This window comes from Vallitalea pronyensis (genome assembly GCF_018141445.1).
GTDB classification, from domain to species: Bacteria; Bacillota; Clostridia; order Lachnospirales; family Vallitaleaceae; genus Vallitalea; species Vallitalea pronyensis.
Genome location: NZ_CP058649.1, coordinates 3,041,637 through 3,060,502, shown reverse-complemented (window position 1 = coordinate 3,060,502; position 18,866 = coordinate 3,041,637). Strand labels below are relative to the sequence as shown.

At 35.9% G+C, this 18,866-nt stretch carries 17 protein-coding genes; 1 reads left to right on the top strand and 16 read right to left on the bottom strand.

Translation table 11 applies throughout. The features are described from left to right. Window positions 1–50 precede the first annotated feature (50 nt). Both miaB and HZI73_RS12770 read right to left on the bottom strand, forming a co-directional pair. Window positions 51–1,463, bottom strand: coding sequence for a tRNA (N6-isopentenyl adenosine(37)-C2)-methylthiotransferase MiaB (gene miaB, locus HZI73_RS12775; RefSeq protein WP_212698604.1), 1,413 nt, complete (start codon window positions 1,461–1,463; stop codon window positions 51–53). A gap of 167 nt (window positions 1,464–1,630) precedes the next feature. Continuing rightward, window positions 1,631–1,921: a hypothetical protein gene (locus HZI73_RS12770; RefSeq protein WP_212698603.1), complete on the bottom strand. Its 291-nt coding sequence runs from the start codon at window positions 1,919–1,921 to the stop codon at window positions 1,631–1,633. 269 nt (window positions 1,922–2,190) lie between these two features. Between HZI73_RS12770 and HZI73_RS12765 the strand changes: the two genes are divergently transcribed. Next, window positions 2,191–3,252: a ribonuclease H-like domain-containing protein gene (locus tag HZI73_RS12765; RefSeq protein ID WP_212698602.1), complete on the top strand. Its 1,062-nt coding sequence runs from the start codon at window positions 2,191–2,193 to the stop codon at window positions 3,250–3,252. On the opposite strand, the gene HZI73_RS12760 is transcribed toward HZI73_RS12765, so the two are convergent. The 14 genes from HZI73_RS12760 to HZI73_RS12695 form a co-directional block, all read right to left on the bottom strand. Next, window positions 3,247–4,038: a CheR family methyltransferase gene (locus HZI73_RS12760; RefSeq protein WP_212698601.1), complete on the bottom strand. Its 792-nt coding sequence runs from the start codon at window positions 4,036–4,038 to the stop codon at window positions 3,247–3,249. The genes HZI73_RS12765 and HZI73_RS12760 overlap by 6 nt on opposite strands. 169 nt (window positions 4,039–4,207) lie before the next feature. Continuing rightward, complete coding sequence (gene rpsA, locus HZI73_RS12755) at window positions 4,208–5,386, bottom strand: 30S ribosomal protein S1 (RefSeq protein ID WP_212698600.1); 1,179 nt, start codon at window positions 5,384–5,386, stop codon at window positions 4,208–4,210. Further along, window positions 5,364–6,212: a 4-hydroxy-3-methylbut-2-enyl diphosphate reductase gene (gene ispH, locus HZI73_RS12750; RefSeq protein WP_212698599.1), complete on the bottom strand. Its 849-nt coding sequence runs from the start codon at window positions 6,210–6,212 to the stop codon at window positions 5,364–5,366. Before ispH ends, rpsA begins: the two co-directional genes overlap by 23 nt. Before the next feature lie 76 nt (window positions 6,213–6,288). Then, on the bottom strand, window positions 6,289–6,951 hold the full coding sequence (gene cmk / locus HZI73_RS12745; protein ID WP_212698598.1) for a (d)CMP kinase: 663 nt from the start codon (window positions 6,949–6,951) through the stop codon (window positions 6,289–6,291). 108 nt (window positions 6,952–7,059) lie between these two features. Next, a complete protein-coding gene (gene aroH / locus HZI73_RS12740) occupies window positions 7,060–7,416 on the bottom strand; it encodes a chorismate mutase (protein WP_212698597.1) in 357 nt (118 codons plus the stop codon). A 70-nt stretch (window positions 7,417–7,486) separates the two neighbouring features. Then, the gene (locus HZI73_RS12735) at window positions 7,487–8,716 is read right to left on the bottom strand and encodes a BaiN/RdsA family NAD(P)/FAD-dependent oxidoreductase (RefSeq protein WP_330619743.1); all 1,230 of its coding nucleotides are present in this window, start codon (window positions 8,714–8,716) and stop codon (window positions 7,487–7,489) included. 20 nt (window positions 8,717–8,736) lie between these two features. Then, entirely contained in the window at window positions 8,737–9,642 is a 906-nt protein-coding gene (locus HZI73_RS12730; RefSeq protein ID WP_330619742.1) for a MurR/RpiR family transcriptional regulator, read from the bottom strand. A 355-nt stretch (window positions 9,643–9,997) separates the two neighbouring features. Further along, the gene (locus HZI73_RS12725) at window positions 9,998–11,407 is read right to left on the bottom strand and encodes an oxaloacetate decarboxylase subunit alpha (protein ID WP_212698594.1); all 1,410 of its coding nucleotides are present in this window, start codon (window positions 11,405–11,407) and stop codon (window positions 9,998–10,000) included. Between the two features lie 88 nt (window positions 11,408–11,495). Then, window positions 11,496–12,674 (bottom strand): sodium ion-translocating decarboxylase subunit beta, encoded by a 1,179-nt coding sequence (locus HZI73_RS12720; RefSeq protein WP_246552495.1) that lies wholly within the window; start codon window positions 12,672–12,674, stop codon window positions 11,496–11,498. 31 nt (window positions 12,675–12,705) lie between these two features. Continuing rightward, the gene (locus HZI73_RS12715) at window positions 12,706–13,083 is read right to left on the bottom strand and encodes a biotin/lipoyl-containing protein (protein ID WP_212698593.1); all 378 of its coding nucleotides are present in this window, start codon (window positions 13,081–13,083) and stop codon (window positions 12,706–12,708) included. 97 nt (window positions 13,084–13,180) lie between these two features. Further along, the gene (locus HZI73_RS12710; protein ID WP_212698592.1) at window positions 13,181–13,480 is read right to left on the bottom strand and encodes an OadG family transporter subunit; all 300 of its coding nucleotides are present in this window, start codon (window positions 13,478–13,480) and stop codon (window positions 13,181–13,183) included. A 15-nt stretch (window positions 13,481–13,495) separates the two neighbouring features. Further along, window positions 13,496–15,028: an acyl-CoA carboxylase subunit beta gene (locus tag HZI73_RS12705; protein ID WP_281418884.1), complete on the bottom strand. Its 1,533-nt coding sequence runs from the start codon at window positions 15,026–15,028 to the stop codon at window positions 13,496–13,498. A 581-nt stretch (window positions 15,029–15,609) separates the two neighbouring features. Then, window positions 15,610–17,238, bottom strand: coding sequence for a lamin tail domain-containing protein (locus tag HZI73_RS12700; protein ID WP_212698591.1), 1,629 nt, complete (start codon window positions 17,236–17,238; stop codon window positions 15,610–15,612). Window positions 17,239–18,144: 906 nt separating this feature from the next. Continuing rightward, window positions 18,145–18,855 carry a pseudouridine synthase gene (locus HZI73_RS12695; RefSeq protein ID WP_212698590.1) on the bottom strand — a complete coding sequence of 237 codons (711 nt, stop codon included), beginning with the start codon at window positions 18,853–18,855 and terminating at the stop codon, window positions 18,145–18,147. Between the last annotated feature and the right edge of the window lie 11 nt (window positions 18,856–18,866).

Here is an 18,866-nt window from a genome sequence, read left to right as displayed (position 1 = left end):
ATTATAAGAAAATATGATTCTATTGTTTATATTATTTATGTGGCTTTTCCTTATGCTTGTTGGATGCTTTCTCCTAAAAGGTAGTAGGTCTTATTCTCTACAATTGTAACAGGCACAATCTTACCAATTAAGACTTTTGTACCCTTTAGGTGTACAATATGGTTGCTGCTAATACGTCCTGTTACAAGACTATCATCCTGACGGTTCACTTGTTCCACTAGAACATCCTCAACTTGTCCTACTTTTAACCCACTGCGTTTTGCGGCTACTTCATTCATCAAATCACATAAACGATTAAAACGCTCTTTTGTCACCTCTTCAGGAACTTGTCCTTCCATGGTAGCAGCAGGTGTACCTGTACGTTTCGAATAAATAAATGTAAAAGCATTATCAAACATCACTTGTCGAACCACATCCAGCGTTTCTTCAAAATCTTCCTCTGTTTCACCTGGAAATCCAACGATAATATCCGTTGTTAGTGCAACATTTGGATTAGCTTCTTTAATCTTTCTAACCAATTCTAAATATTGCTCTTTGGTATAACGGCGATTCATCTTCTGAAGCAACCTAGTACTTCCTGATTGAAAGGGCAAATGTATATGGTCACTTAACTTCTTAGACGTTCGAATAACATCAATAAGCTCGTCGGATAAATCTTTTGGATGGGATGTCATAAAACGAATACGCTTAAGTCCCTCTATCTTTTCAATGGCTTGAATAAGCGCTGCAAAAGACATAGGTTTGTCCAAACTTTTTCCATAGGAATTCACATTTTGTCCCAGTAATGTTATCTCCACTACACCATCTGCAACTAATTCTTGTATTTCTTTCAGAATGTCTTCTGGCTTTCGACTTCTTTCTCTTCCCCGCACATAGGGTACGATGCAATAAGTACAGAAATTATTACATCCAAACATGATGTTCACACTTGCTTTAAAATCAAATTTACGTATACTAGGCAAATCTTCTACAATTTCTTTGTGATTATCCCATATATCGATTACCATCTTACCTGTATCCAGACGCGTTTGGATTAATTCAGCTAACTTGTATAGGTTATGTGTTCCAAATAAAATATCCACATGGCGATAGGTTTGCTTTATTTTTGAAATCACTGCGTCTTGTTGCATCATACAACCACATAGTGCTATGAGCATGTTAGGGTTATTTTTTTTATTGTGCTTCAGTGACCCAAGCCGACCATATACTTTTAATTCTGCATTTTCTCGTACACAACATGTGTTATATATGACAAAATCAGCATCCGATTCTTGGTCTGTTGCTTCATAACCAATTTCTTCTAGAATCCCTTTTAATTTCTCTGAATCATGAGCATTCATTTGACAACCAAAAGTTGAAAGGTGATATTTAAGTTTTTTACCCTTAATATAGACAGATAGTTTGTCCATAATTTGTTTTTGACGGATGCTTTCTTCTATGGGTACATCTATTTTCTTTTTCATGCATTAATGCCTCCAATATTTAATATTAAACCATTTTAAATGCTAATCTCATCATATATGATTAAACTGTTCAACCAGTTTTCTACAAATTGATACATATAGTATTGTACATAAATACAGATAATTTTTCAACTGTTGTTCCGCATCTACTTGACTAAATTTAAATATTATTTTTTCTTTAGTTTTCTCTTTTTGGGTTTGTCTTCTAATCGACATTGTCGATTATGCAACATGCAGTTGACCTCCTGACTTGATCTGGTGAGTCCAGAAGCCCCTAATCCAACATATAAACCTTCAATAGCACAACCTCCTAAATCGGTATTACAGATAATCATCCCGATTACTAAACCTACTGCAAGATTAATAAATGGTACATATTTACACGGTATACCAGCAATTCTCAGGGTTTCTCCAACTCCTGCTACGATAGGTATCAACGTTATTGTCGAGTAATCCATAACTTGTCCTCCTTTCTCTTTCTTACTATATAATATGCTAAAAAAGAGAAAAGGGGTACAAGCCCTCCACCCTAACCTGATCTACAAACTTAAGAAGATGAATCATGAAAACACCATAATAGGTCAATCAATTGCCCTGCAAACATAAAAGAATACCTATTGATTCTATCTCTCTATTAACTTATAATACAATTATTATAAACCATATATGTCATAATCGATTTAGAAGTTGAGGGATACAGATGATTACGGTTAAGAGAAAGCTACAGATGGATACAAGTCATTTATACAATCAGTTTGAAGATATAGAAACACGCCTCTTTTTTGATATTGAAACCACAGGTTTTTCCTATCGAAAAAATATGGTCTATCTAATTGGGTGTGTTTATATTGAAGATCATCAGGTTTATCTGACACAATGGTTAGCTGAAGAAGACCACGACGAATATACCCTTTTATTTAACTTTATCCAGTTAAGTCAGGGTTATAGACAATTAGTCCATTTTAATGGGTCTACATTTGATATTCCTTTTATATCAAAAAAAGCTAAATGTTATCATTTAACTTTTGATGGCAATGATTATATACATTGTGATCTCTACAAACATATACGCCCATGTAAACACATCCTAGGGCTAGAAAACTGTCGTTTAAAAACAGTAGAAAAGTATTTAGGGATTCATCGAAATGATCCTTATTCAGGCAGCGAACTGATTGAACAGTTCCTGCAATTTATGGCTTCTAAGGATAAAACAATCAAAAACCATCTTCTCCTACATAATGAAGAAGACATCACCTCACTTGTACATATGACGAAGCTGCTTTCACCTATACAATTGTATCATCACATAAAAACATCCTATGAGGATTATATCCTTTATGATTGTAAGGTTGTTGAGCAGGTTCTTGTTATACAATTAAGGCTATCCCCATTGTTTCCTTTTAAGTATACCTATAAGCATAAGCACTATCATATTGAAGTAAATGAGGATAAGATTACATTACATATCCCTCTATTAGAAGAAGAGTTAAAATACTATTTTGAGGCCTATAAGGATTATTATTACATACCCTCTGAGGATCAAGCCATGCACAAGCAGGTAGCTAAGTATATCCATACGAGCAACCGTATCAAAGCCACCAAGGATACATGCTACATTAAAAAAAGAGGTATTTTCATACCCCTCGTGCATACGAACCGTTTAGATGATGTACGTGTTTTTCACCGTTCAAGAAAAGATGCTACCACATATGTACTCTATCATGAGGATTTATTATCTAATGATCATTTGCTTAAAAAACTATGTTTTATCTTTCTTCGGCATTTATAAAAGATCGTCATCTTTTCGGTAGAAAAAGGACCGAAGGGACGTTAATTTATACTGCCCAGAACCTATAATCTGCTCTGTACTTCCCACAAATAGTATGCCATCTTTTTTAAGAGCACCATTAAACTTTCTGTAAATTTGGTGTTTGGCATCATCTGTAAAATAAATCAATACATTACGACAAACAATAAGGTCACAACCTGTTGGATAGGCATCTTTTAATAAATTCATCTGTTTGAACGTAATGCACTTTTTAATGGTGTCAGTAATCTGAAAAGATGCTCCATTTTGTTTAAAATATTTGCGTTTAAAGTCTTCTGGTAATCCAGAAAGACTTTTTTCTCTATAGAGACCCGTTTTTGCTGCTTCAAGAACTTGTTTATCAATATCTGTAGCAATAATATTTACCTGGCTAAGAGGCATGAACTTACCAAGAAGCATTGCTAATGAATAAGGTTCATCGCCAGTGGAACATGCAGCACTCCATATCTTTAAGTTTCTACCTGAAAATTTCTCCAGAAGATAGGGTATAATCTCTTCCTCGAGGACCTTCCATTGGGCAGGATTTCGATAGAATTCTGATACATTAATGGTTAAATAATTAATGAACTCTTCATATATGGCTTGATCTGTCTTTAAAATATGTACAAACTCTTCATAATCCTTAGCATTATTTTTACGAATGAGTGAGTCAATACGTCTTTTCATTTGGCGTTCTTTATAAGCATTGAGATCGATAGTTGATAGTTTTAATACGGCATCTTTAAAATCCTCGTAATCTTTAATCATGTGGCTATCCTCTCCTTTATCGTGTCGTTAAGAAATTGCATGATGTTGCGTATCCCTCATTCAAAAAATGCAAGGCACACAAGACTCATCCCTCTATAAAGAAAACTACAAAAAATATGAATATATCTTTTGCAGCTTCCGTGAATTCTATATGTTTTGGGTCTAAGTATTACTCTTGCACTTCTTCTACAACAGATTCTTCTTCTACAACTTCTGCTGCAACAGGTTCTTCTTTCATTTCTACAACGGCTGGTTCTTCTTTTACTTCCTCTTTTACTTCCTCTTTCTCTTCTTCAAGAGCTTTGATGCTTAGACTTATTTTTTTAGCTTCTTCATTAAAATCTAAAACTTTTGACGTAATTTTTTCACCAATCTTTAATGCATCCGATGGCTTTTCAACATGTTTCTTAGAAATCTGAGAAACGTGTAATAAGGCGTCCACACCTGGCTCTAACTCAATAAATGCTCCAAAATCTGTCATACGTGCAACGGTACCATCAACTACATTACCTACAGCATATTTTGTAGCAGCATCATTCCATGGGTTTTCTTCATCAAACTTCATAGATAAGGATACTTTATTTTTGTTTTCATCAATACCGATAATTCTTACTTTAACTTCTTGACCAACTTTCACCACATCACTTGGCTTCTTAACACGTCCCCATGACATTTGTGAAATGTGGATAAGACCATCAACACCTTCAATATTAACAAACGCACCATAATCTGTTACGTTTTTAATCTGACCGCTAACAACCTTACCAACTTCTAATTTACCCATTGTCTCTTTTAATTTAGTTTGTTTCTCAGCCAATAATAATTGCTTTCTGTTACCAATAATACGTCCTTTTTTCATGTTAAATTCTGTTATAACAAAAGTAAGTTCTTTACCCTTAAAATCATTCAAGTTTTCTACATATTCATCGGAAACAAGTGAAGCTGGAATAAAGATTCTAACTTCTTCAACAATGACAACTAAACCACCAGCAAGTACTAAAGATACCTTAGCTGTGATTTCATCTTTGTTTTTGTAGTATTCTTCAACTTTTCGAATACCTTGCTCTGCTAATATTCGCTTATAAGTTAATAATACTTGACCTTCTCCATCGTTAACGCGTAAGACTTTAACTTGAAGTTTGTCGCCTGCTTTTACTGCTTCCTTCAAATTAATTTCAGGGTAGTTGGAGTATTCACTCTTCGGTATGATACCGTCAGATTTGTAGCCAATATTAACATATACTTCACTATCATTAACATCTATAACGGTCCCTTCAACTATTTCTCCCCTGTGAATTGATTTTAGGGATTCTTCTAACATTTCTTCAAAACTCTGTACTTCTGACATGTGTAATAACCTCCTGAATAATGTTCTTTGGAGTTGAAGCTCCTGCTGTAATTCCTATTACTTCATCATTACCAACCTTAAGCAACTCCAAATCTTCTATAGTTTCAATATGATAAGTTTTATCACATTGATTCTTACATAATTGGTACAGCTTACGTGTATTCGAACTGTTTTTACCACCTATAACAATCATTCTATCTGCTTTTTTTGCTAATTGGGTAGCTTCTTCCTGACGTTCTTTTGTCGCTGTGCATATTGTATTCTTTATATCTACATGATACCCTTTATGGACAAATATTTCAATTATTTCTTTGAATTTTATTGGATTAAATGTAGTTTGTGCAATAATACATAACCTCTTGTCCATTGGTATATCAAGGTTTTTCGCTTCTTCTTTTGTTGAAACAATAAAAGGTTTTACGGTACTCCAACCTTCAATCCCAATAATTTCAGGATGGTTAGCATCACCGACAATAATAATAGTATCACCTTTTTTGCTAAATTCATTTATGATACGATGAATTTTTTTTACATAAGGACATGTGGCATCAATAATATGAAATCTTTCTTTTTCTAAAGCTTGGTAAACATCTTCACCTACACCATGGGATCGAATAATCATATTACCTTTTTCTGCTTGTTCTAATTCATCTATATGGTTAACGACACGAACGCCCTTATTTTCCAAATCTTTAACAACTTGTGGATTATGAATAATTGGGCCATATGTATACAGTGGTTGATCGCTAATGTGGTCATATACTGTTTTAACTGCTTTATCTACGCCAAAACAAAAACCCGCAGACTTGGCAACAATAATTTGCATAAAATCTACCCTTTCATGATGAAACGATTTAAAGATGCGCTTAGGGTAACATAAAATACACCCTAAGCGTCATGAATTATAACGTTTTTATCAATTGTAAAATCTTGTCAACAACCTCATCAATTGTTAATACAGATGTATCAATTTCTACTGCGCCATCTGCTTTTTTTAGGGGTGCAAATGCTCGATTCATATCACGATAATCACGCTTTGTTATGTCTTCTTTTATGGCTTCATACTCTTGGTGAATACCTTTTCTCTGTAACTGATCAAAACGTCTCTTTGCACGGACATCCACACTTGCCGTTAAGTATATCTTTAGATCAGCGTGAGGAAGTACATACGTACCTATATCTCTGCCATCCATAACGACGCTCTTTTTCTCAGCAAGTTTTTGTTGCAGGTTCACCAATTTCAAACGCACCTGCTTAAATGCAGAAACTTTTGATGCCATTTTCCCTACTGCTTCATCTCGAATGAATGCGTTAACAACTTCATTATTAAGTATCACTTGCTGTTCTCCATTTTCAAACCGAATACCGATATGGATATCATCTAATATGTCTATAAGGGATTTCTCATCTAAAGCTATCTGATTGCGTATACAATAGAGTCCAAATGCCCGATACATAGCACCAGTATCCACATAAATAATCTCTAAAGCTTTCGCAATTTTTTTGGCTATGGTGCTTTTCCCTGCACCTGCAGGACCGTCTATTGCAATGTTGATTTTACTCACAACATGACCTCCGAAATAATATTATCACCAATAATAAACTATAAACCGTATTGAGCCAACTGTCAATACTAAGTTTTATGAAATTTTGTAATTTCACAATTCAAAATATTAGTTAACTAAATCAGGTCGTAGAACCTTAGCCCCTTTTAGATACACATGCTTTGCTTGGTCTTGGGGCAAATTAATACTGAGTTGAATCATAACCCGAAGACACATGGTTAAGCTGTTCTCCACATACATTTCGTTTAAGCATAAGATAGCTGCTCCAACAATACCAAGTTCTCTTGCTGCAACAGCAGGGTAAGCTGCTGTCAAATCTTTTGTTGCAGTAAAGATCACCGATACTATTTGGTCATTGGTTATATTATTTTTACGAATAATCTCTTCCAATAATATTTTTGTTTCCTTTAATATGTTTTCTTTTGTATTCGTTTCAACGGTAATAGCGCCTCGTATTGCAATCATTATGTTCACCTCTATTGTCTCATTCATTTATGTTATTTTTATTACAACTTGTTTACAACTTACTGACAACTTATTCACTAACTGCTAGCCCTGCTAAATAAGCTGTTGAAAAAGCAATTTGTAAATTGAATCCACCTGTTAAAGCATCTAGGTCTAATACTTCGCCTATGAAGTAAAGCCCTTCTATCTTCTTAGATTCCATGGTTGTGGGGCTGATTTCTTTTGTGGAGACACCACCACAAGTAATAATGGCTTCTTTATAGCCTCTAGAACGGGTAATGTGACAATTTAGCCCTTTTAATAAATGGACCAGCTTTAACCTTTCTTCTTTTGATATCTGGTCAACTTTTTTATCGGATGGTATACCTGATAACTTAATCATTACAGGAATGAATGTTTTTGGCAGTAAGTCATCGAGTGCATTTTTAAATTGCTTTCTGTGATATTTGTGAAAGTCTTTCAAGATGCGTTTATCTAATGTATCATCATCAAGAGAAGGTTTCAAATCTATACTTAATGTAAGTCTATGTTTATGGTATGGAATAAGATACCTACTTGATGATAAAATTAAAGGACCTGTAACACCAAAATGTGTAAAAAGCATCTCACCAAAACCCGTAAAGACTTTTTTGTCACCTGCTGAAACGTGGATCCTTATATTTTTAAGGGACAAGCCTTGGAGGTCCTTCACCCAATCCTCCTTTATTTCCAAAGGTACTAAGGATGGGTGTGTATCCACTATGGTATGTCCTGCCTTTTTTGCATACCCATAGCCATCACCTGTTGACCCAGTAGATGCATAGGATAAACCACCTGTAGCAATGATTACCCTGTCACCTTCAATCATGGATTGGTTGTCTAAACGTACACCTGTTGCTCTTTGATCGGTTAAGATAATGTCCTTTACCTTTGTATCCAGATAGATGTTAACACTTAACCGTTTCATCTCTCTCATCATGGCACTAATCACATCTGATGACTTATCCGATTCAGGAAATACCCGATTACCTCTTTCAATCTTGGTCTTTAGACCTAATTCATGAAAAAAGTCTATCAATTGAAAACTATCAAGGGTATAGAAGGCGCTGTACAAAAATTTATTGTTGGATGGCACGTTCTGTAACAAAGTCTCTACATCCGATGCATTGGTAATATTGCATCTACCTTTTCCAGTAATATATAACTTTTTCCCACATTTTTCATTTCTCTCAAAAAGGTGGACTTCACAACCATTACGAGCAGCTATAATAGCTGCCATCATGCCTGAAGGTCCACCCCCAACGATCAAAACTTTTTTCAAAGTCTTCATTTCCTTTCGCTCTATTGTAACTCGTTAGGTGCCAAGTAATTCGTAACATATTCTTCATCATTTTCATATACTTGATATTCCGACCAAATCTTTTCCAAATTCTCTAAGGTATCCAGTACTTCATCTTTTTTCTTAATACACAAAGCAACAATAAGGGCATTGATTAAACTAAGTGGTGCAACCAAAGAATCGACAAATGAGGCCATATCACTTCTTGCGATTAAACTACAATTTGAAAATTGGATTAGAGGTGATAGCAGGCTATCGGTGATAGCAATGACTTTGGCCTTACGACTTTTGGAGAACTCCATGGCTTTTATTGTACGTTTTGAGTATCTGGGGAAACTAATACCGATGACAACGTCTTCAGGGCCAATCTTATAAATCTGTTCAAACATTTCACTTACACTGTTGGTATGAATTAATTTTGTGTTATCAAATATAAGATTAAAATAGAATCCTAAGAACCCAGCTAAAGCAGAACAACTTCTTACGCCAAGAATATATATTTTTCTAGCATCCAAAATCATATCAATGGCTTGGTTAAATATGTTTTCATCAATCTCTTCAAGGGTATGTTTGATTTTCTCTGCATCTGATTGCAATACAAACTTAAGTACATGTCCTTTGTCTATTCGATCTGACGTCACCTCAACCCGTTGAAAAGAGGTAAGCTTCGTTTTAACAAGCTCTTCAAGTGCTCTTTGAAGCTTAGGATAACCATCATATCCAAGTTCATTAGCAAAACGTACAACCGTTGATTCACTAACACCTACAATTTTTCCTAATTTTGCAGCTGTAAGGAAGACTGCTTTCTCATAATGTTCCAAGATATAGTTAGCTAATAATTTCTGTCCTTTGCTAAGCTTTGGATAAGCATTTTTTATTCTCTTCATCAAATCATTTTGTTTATGCATATTCATACCTCTCAATCAAGTATGGTCACCCATTCATATAAGTAAATGACGCTTATCTTCTATGAAGAATGATTGTACAGTTTATTTTCTTTCTTAATTATTATATAGTAATACCTTTCATTTTACAATATATTTTAAAAATTGACGTTAAATATTGCAAATCTGTTATTTTTTGTACGTTGCTGTTATAAAGTATCGGTGATATGCAGGAGAACATGCAAGTTAGCCTCTTTGGAATGTCTTAATATAGAAATAATAGGATAGATTTGGTGAAGAATCCTCCTATCTCATTTGTTAAATTGAGAACTTTCCTATAGAATAAAAAACTGGCATCCATAGATACCAGTTTTTTCTCTTATACAGGATACACTTTATGATCATTATCCGCCATGTTAGGGTCTATCTTTGTCTGCTGAGCCTCTCTATATTTGAAAAAATCTTCAGCTACTTGTGGGAATAAGGCATAAGATAATACATCTTCTTCTTGTTGCTTATAGTGTTTCATCTCAGCTTCAATCTTTTTAAGTTCTGGCTTGATTAAATCCGCTGGACGGCAAGTGATTTGCTCTTCGTCACCGATAATGATTTTTTTAATATCATCTGGAATAGGTACTGGTGTACGTCCATATTCACCACGTACAAGGGCTTTTGACTCTTTTGTTACCATCTTATATCGCTCACCAGATAAAACATTCAGTACAGCTTGTGTACCGACAATCTGACTGGAAGGCGTTACGAGTGGTGGATAACCATAATCAGCTCTTACACGTGGAATCTCTTCAAGCACGTCATAAAACTTCTCTTCTGCATTCTGCTTTTGAAGTTGCGATACTAGATTAGATAACATACCACCTGGTACTTGGTATAGTAACGTCTTAATGTTGACACCTAGTACTTTTGGATTCATCAATCCTGATTCAAGAGCTGCTTCTCTTTGTGGTCTGAAGTAGTCCGCAATCTCTGATAATAAGTCTTGATCAAATCCTGTATCATATGCTGTTCCTTTGAAGGTTTCAACCATAACTTCTGTAGCCGGTTGAGCTGTACCCATAGAGAATGGTGACATGGCTGTATCAATAATATCAACACCTGCTTCAACAGCTTTTAAATAAGTCATGGCAGCAACACCGCTTGTGTAATGGGCGTGTAGCTGAATAGGCACTTCTACAGTTTCTTTTAATGTTGTTACAAGTTCTGTAGCAGAATACGGAACGAGTAAGCCAGCCATATCCTTAATACAGATAGAATCAGCACCCATGCTTTCTAATTCTTTTGCAAGATTAGCGTAATATTCAAGTGTATGCACTTCACTCAGTGTATAGGAAATAGCCACTTGAGCATGTCCACCTTCTTTTTTTGTGGCATTAATTGCAGTTCTTAGGTTTCTAGGATCATTCAGGGCATCAAAAATACGAAGAATATCAATACCATTAGCAATGGTTTTTTGAACGAAATATTCCACTACATCATCCGCATAATGACGATAACCTAGTATATTTTGTCCTCTAAGTAACATCTGTAATTTTGTATTTTTAAATCCAGCTCTTAACTGTCTAAGTCTTTCCCATGGATCCTCTTTTAGGAAACGCAAGCAAGCATCAAATGTTGCTCCACCCCAACATTCAACTGAATGATATCCAACTTTGTCGAGCTTATCAACAATAGGAAGCATATCTTCAATTTTCATTCGCGTGGCTATGAGGGATTGGTGAGCGTCTCTAAGTATGGTATCTGTAATTTTTACAGGTTTTTTTGTAACAGCCATAACTTAAACCTCCTATAATCATTGACTTTTAAATCTATAAACTTATCTGAACGTGTTATAAATCTCTCGTTCTCTATTGGTAATCCTGTTACTTCATATATAGTGTTAAGAATACACCCGCTGCTACAGCCGATCCAATAACACCTGCCACATTAGGTCCCATGGCGTGCATTAATAAGAAATTGGTTGGATTTTCTTTTTGTCCAACCTTCTGCACAACCCGAGCAGCCATGGGTACAGCGGACACACCAGCCGCTCCAATAAGTGGATTAATCTTACCACCAGATAATTTACACATAAGCTTACCAAATAATACACCTGTTGCCGTTCCAATGGAAAATGCAACAAGACCTAATAAAAGGATTTTAATGGTATCCCATGTTAAGAATTTCGATGCACTTGTTGTTGCACCAACGGTAATGCCTAAGAAAATTGTTACAATATACATCAGTGCATTGGATGCTGTATCTGCAAGCTTCTCTGTTACACCTGATACTTTAATTAAATTACCAAACATCAGCATACCAATAAGTGGCGCTGTTGATGGTAATATTAGAATAATAACCACCGTCACAACAATGGGAAACAATATCTTCTCTAGTTGAGATACCGGTCTTAATTGCTCCATCTTAATTTGACGTTCTTCCTTAGTGGTAAAAGCCTTCATAATTGGAGGCTGAATAATTGGCACTAAGGACATATAGGAATAGGCTGCAACAGCAATGGGGCCTAATAGATGAGCTGCTAACTTAATCGTTGTAAAGATAGCTGTGGGGCCGTCGGCACCACCAATGATACCGATTGATGCTGATTCTTCTGGGGTAAAGCCAAGAAGAAGGGCACCAAAGAAAGCAAAGAAAATACCAAATTGAGCTGCTGCTCCTAATAGGAAACTCTTTGGGTTAGCAAGTAATGGACCAAAGTCCGTCATGACACCAACACCCATAAAGATTAATGGTGGAAATATACCCAATTTGTTACCTTGATACAAATAATGCAAAAGACCGCCTACTATTTTACCATCAGGTTCAGCCATGACACCACTAAGGGGTAAATTGACTAACAGCATACCAAATGCGATAGGTAATAATAACAAGGGCTCATATTCTTTTTTAATAGCTAAATATAATAGGACTAATGCAACGATTATCATTACTATATTTCGCCAAGCTTGGTTTTCCCCGAAAAAATTATCAAATATCCAGTAGATACCAGTATTTTGCCCGAATCCAATGAGGGCATCTCCAAGCTTACTCCAAAATTCCATTATAGCGTTACCTCCCTACTATGTTAAATGCTTAGTTTAGAGATACGATTAAATCTCCTGTCTCAACACTCTGACCAGCTGAAACATTAACTGAGGCAACTGTACCTGCCGCTGGAGCAACAACTTCATTCTCCATCTTCATGGCTTCGAGAATAGCTAACACATCCCCAGCTTGTACTTGTTGACCTTCAGAAACTTTTACGTCTACAATTTTACCTTGCATAGGAGCAGTTACTTTTGTAGCTCCTGCAGATGCTGCTGAAGCTGCTGGCTTCTGAGCTGCAGGTGCTTTTGGAGCTGCTGTTGTGGCTGGAGCGGTAACTGGTGCTGCTGTTACCCCGCCACTACCAATTTCCTCTACGGCAACCTCGTATGTATTACCATTAACAGTAACTTGAAAATTTCTCATGATAAATCCTCCTAACAAATCATTAAGTTATAATTACATCATCTCAGTATTCACCAATTTAAATCATTAAAGTTCTAAGGCCTATAATGCCACATCATTACCATCTTGAGCGATTTGAACCAATTTTTCTAAAAGATTTTACTTGTAGCTTATCCGTTGAGGTATCTAATTGTGCTGCAATAGCAGCTGTAATAACAGCAATGAGTTCTAAATCATCTGTTTGTTGCTCTTCTTCGTGTGTGGTAACCTGAGCGGGTACAACTTCAATTACTTTTTCCTGGGGTTGCTGGATGAATTTAAATAGCCATATAATAATAGCAATAAGAATAAGAACTAAGAATACAATACCCATTCCACTAATCAGTGCAACGACACCTTCTTGTAAAATATTATCCATTAAATATTCACCTCTTTATAGGGTTCCATGTTTTTTATCCGGTCTTGTCTCACGTTTGCTGTATAACATTTCAAGAGCAGCAATCACACGTTTTCTTGTGGCTGCTGGTTCAATAATATCATCCACATAACCTCGGCTTGCAGCAGCGTATGGACTAGCCTGCATGTCTGTATACTCCACTGTTTTGCTTGCTATATCTTCAGCAGTTACTTTTTCATCTTTTACTTCATCAGCATACATAATACGTACCGCAGAATCCGCATTCATCATGGAAATCTGGCTGTTAGGCCAAGCATATACAATATCCGCTCCTATATGCTTACTGTTCATTGCTACATAAGCTGTCCCAAATCCTCTTCCTACAACCACATTAATCTTAGGTACTGTCGCATCAGCAAAAGCAGAAACAAGTTTAGCAGCCATCTTCGATAAACCTACTTTTTCTTCCGATACTGAAGCGTTAAAGCCGTCAATATCTGTAAAAGATACAATTGGTATGTTAAAAGCATCGCAGAATCTAATGAATTTTGCAGCTTTTTCACAGGCGCTGGACGTTAATTTTTCGTTCTCAACGCTTTGATTAGCTACAACACCAACAGACTGGCCATTAAGATTAACAAATCCTGTAACCATAGAAGGTGCAAAGTCTGCTTTTGTCTCAACAAACACGTGATTATCAGCAACATGTCCAATAACAGCTTTCATATCATAACCTGCTGTTACATCTGCTGAAGCCATTTCATTAAGATCATTTGACACACGGTTAAGGTCATCATTTGTATCAAAGATTGGTGCCTCATCAAAGTTGTTTGATGGTAACATGTTTGTTAAATCCCTAACCGATTCAAGAAGCGACTTTTCATCCTCGCATATAAAATCAACAATACCCGTTTCTTCTGCATGAAACTTGGCACTTGCAATGGACTCTAATGTTTCCGTTTTACTATCTAACGCATTAGGACTATTAACAAATAAACTTGTAGCTTCCTTGGTCATAAATGTAAAATCAGATAAAGATGGCATAATCGTAGCTCCACCACCACACGTACCAAGAATTGCTGTAATTTGTGGTATAACTCCAGATGCTAATGTTTGCTTTAAGAAAATTTCTCCGAAACCATGAAGTGCATCTGTAGATTCTTGAAGTCTAAGACCTTTAGAATCAAGCAAAGCAATGATTGGCGCACCCATTTTCATAGCCATATCATAAACCGTACAAATTTTCTTAGCGTGCATTTCACCTAATGCCCCGCCTAAAACAGTTACGTCTTGACTGAATACGTATATTAATCGACCTTCTATTGTCCCGTAACCAGTTATAACGCCATCAGCTGGAGTGTCTTTAACACTTAAGTTAAAATCTGTTGAACGGTGCTTCACGAAGGCTCCAACTTCAACAAAACTGTTCGTGTCAAGTAATTCTTCAATTCTTTCTCTAGCCGTCATTTTAGATTCTGCGTGTAATTTATTAATTGCAGCATCTCTGCCACCTGTTTCAATAGCATGTCGACGGTTAGTGAGTTCATTGATCATGTTTTGAATACTCATGCATTAACCCTCCATTTTCTTTATGTAAAACAATGCAACTTTCACCGGTTATCATTTTACATGAAACTTTGGCAATTTTCAAGTTAAAACCGGAAATATTACTATTTTTTTCTAATAGGCAATCCTACTATTAAAATATTTAGTTACAAGTACAATTATCTTTAAATAATATACTCTTATTAAATCTTTTTCCTAACTAAATAAATACTTTTAGAGTTATATTATTGGCTCATTCACAGAGCTTATAACAGCTTCACCCAGTCCCATATTAGTGTAACCCTATGGGACGTATTTCTTTCATCTAATTATTCCATTTGTGACAAAAAGGGCATTTTTTACCTATCAAAAACATCTATATTAGCACTTATCCTATCACATCTTTCAACAAAAAACAATCCCTTAGGTAAGTGCATGTCTATAAATAAAGATAGCATCTTTCCTTTGGGATTGCATATGATGTACCCTACTCACAAGAGTCGTATTTTTAGTACCTCTCAACTAATTATTGTAAAAATAAACAACGTCTAATACCGCTCTCCATCAAGGTAGATAAATAAAAGGTTATCCATATCCCATATCATTCATTGATACATGGGATCTATACCACCATTGGCTGCTGGTATGATACTGCTATTACCATCATCAGGATCTACTTCTACAAAATATCCATCACCATCTTGGTCCACACGATTAGGCTCTGTGGCAACATAGGGGGTTCCATTAACCGTATAATGGGTTCCATCCGTTGTCTTGATGACAATATGACCGGATACGATTGCGTTACCTATGTCCGTTGACGTATCACCTCTTTCTGTTAAGTATACGTCACTGGTAGCTAACACGCGGTCCATAACAGCTTGACGAGGGTGCCCGTATGGATTAGCATCCCCAACAGATATAATGGATACTTCAGGGTCTAATTGATTAACAAATGTTGGATTGCTGGAATGGTCACTGCCATGATGATTGACACGATAAACATCTACATCCCCAATTTCTTTTGCTGCACTTAATTCAATATCGTGGTAGGTATAGTTAAAGATGCTTGAAGCAAATTCACCAGATAAATCGCCACCAATCCATTCGTCAAACTCGCCATAACTTATGTTGACACCTATGCTATAATCATTTTCAGATGGTGGTATGGTGTTACCGCTAAAATCGCCTTGAATCATGGCACCATTACCATCTGTAACAAGAATATTGACCACAACCCCACCACCTAAATTAATCTGGTCCGTACCTTCTATGGCTATTTCTGGATTTAATTTACTATGACCTGTACCTTCTAGATATGTCTTCCAATGATTAAATGTACCGCTTGTGGTACCTAAGTAGTTGGTATAATCCCTGTGAATCATTTTTCCCACTGTAAAGTTCTGTTGTTCCACAAGATGCCATAAGCCACCTTTCCCCACATATCCAATATGGTCAAGATGAAAATGGCTAATAAGGACATAGTCTAACGCCTTCTTCCCGATAACAGCCTCAATATATGGTCCTATAACTTGTGCATCAGCACTGCTATTCCAATAGGATTCTCCTGCATCTAATAGCATACTTTTTCCTGACGGACTTACCACCAAGGTAGCATCTCCTTGTCCAACATTGATATGATGAATCTCTAATGTACCAGGTGTCCAGCTGCCACTGCCAATAATTGCAGCACTTTGTGGCGTTCCATATCCTCCATTATAACTTGCTGTTGAAGTTACCCAATTGGATGCATCGGTACCACTTCCTGTTTTGTCCACTCTTTCCATGGTGGCCTTTAAGCTATTATCACCTGCATACCATGTACCAGTGCCAACGGTATCTATTAATACCCCTGATGCATCACGAAGTTCAAGTACTTCTCCAGCATTTTCTAATGATCCTGTGTAAATCACATCAGCCGCCACATGGCTTACAGACGTATCATCTGTCCTTTCAAGGAGAAAATAGCCATCAGCAGGTATGGTACCACTTAAGTTAATAGATGGCTTACCATCTATTGCTTTTAAAGTCCACCCATCTAAAGGAATAGCACTATGGGTGTTATTGTAGAGCTCTATCCATTCATCAAGAAAACTGTCTGTAGTACCCATCCAAGCCACCTCACTTATGACGATATCCCTATTGGAATGAGCCATTGTAACATGAGGTACATTAAAAAGTACGAAAATGATTAGCAATACAATCGTTAAAAACTTATTTTTCTTTTGAAACATTATAAAAACCTCCTTCATCTATGGTATGTACCAATTATAAAGGAAATTTAGTAAATAGTTTGTAAATTCCTGTCACCAAAGTTATTTTCTGACCATTTCACCCTGCTAGTCTTTTGATAAATAAGGTAAAAGTTCCATTAAAACACGCACAAGTGGTTATTATCAGTCGTTTTCTTTATATTGTTAATATTTTAATTATTCATTGACTTTTTGAAGGAAGTATGATAATATTTTTATTGAATTACTTACTCATAGGTTTTCTTTAATTGTACATAAAGATTTTACACATGCGAAGAATGCTTATTGAGTAGTCGTTAATCCATTTTATTACCTCCAGTATTTATTTTTAATCATAACTGAGGGGCGAGAAATTCGTTCTCGCCCTCCCTTTTATGTTACTCTTACCTTTTATTTATGCCTTTTGTGGCTCTTAACTTTAATAAGGTTATGCTTAATCAAATTTCATTGGTCAATTCACCTTTTTAACATAAAGTTGGGCTATCTCTTTCTATAGGTACATATCAAATCGATAAGGTTAGAAAATGAGTGATGCGTGAATGGTGTACCAATAAGATAGCCCCTGGCTAACTGATTAAAATAACTTCTTTTGGGATATACATCTGTCTTCTTTTTCCTAAAAGCCTGTACACTTTTATCGGTTTAATAATGTCATTAGCCCTATTGATTAAACCATGTGTCATTCTGTATCATTCTTAGTCAATGTCTTCATCACATATGAATCTGACCTTCTCCTAATAAACGAATAAATGGATGGAATACCGTTCATGCTTGTCTACATATCAAGCATTAGTTGGTATACTCTATTATATGAAGCTTGATGCTTACTTGTTACTTTTCATCAAAAAAACCCTCTGTTTAGAGGGCTTTACTTTGCTCAGGTATTATTTATAATTTTCTTAGATAATGAATTTCTTCTTTTGTTAGGGGGCGATATTTTCCATGTTTTAACCCACTTAATGTTAACCGGCCAATGGCGGTTCTTTTTAACTTGGTCACGGTAAATCCTATATGTTCAAACATACGTCTTACTTGTCTATTCTTACCTTCATGGATACAGACTTGTAATGTGGTTAAACCTTCTTTGGCATCAACAACCCGAATTTTGGAACGGGAGGTTTTATACACACCTAGATTGACTCCCTTACGTAATTCACCTAATTGTTTTTCCGTTGGCACACCTTTTATGGTAACAAGATACTTTTTCTCAACTTCATGCTTAGGATGTGTTAACCGATACGTAAGGTCTCCATCATTGGTTAATAGAAGTAGACCGCTTGTGTTATAATCTAATCGTCCAATAGGGTATAGTCTTGTAGGATAATCAATCAAGTCCATCACTGTTTTTCTTCCTTTCTCATCAGAAACAGTGGTGATATAGCCTGTTGGCTTGTTTAACATGAAATACACATGACGGGTATTTTGCTTAATGACTTTTCCCTCATATTTTATGATATCTTTTTGAGGATTAATTTTCGTACCTAAAGCCTTGACCGTCCTCCCATTAACTGTTACCATACCCTCTTGTATAAGTATCTCAGATTTTCTTCGTGATGCTATACCTGCATCTGCTAAATACTTCTGTAATCGAATCTCCATGTTGATTCTCC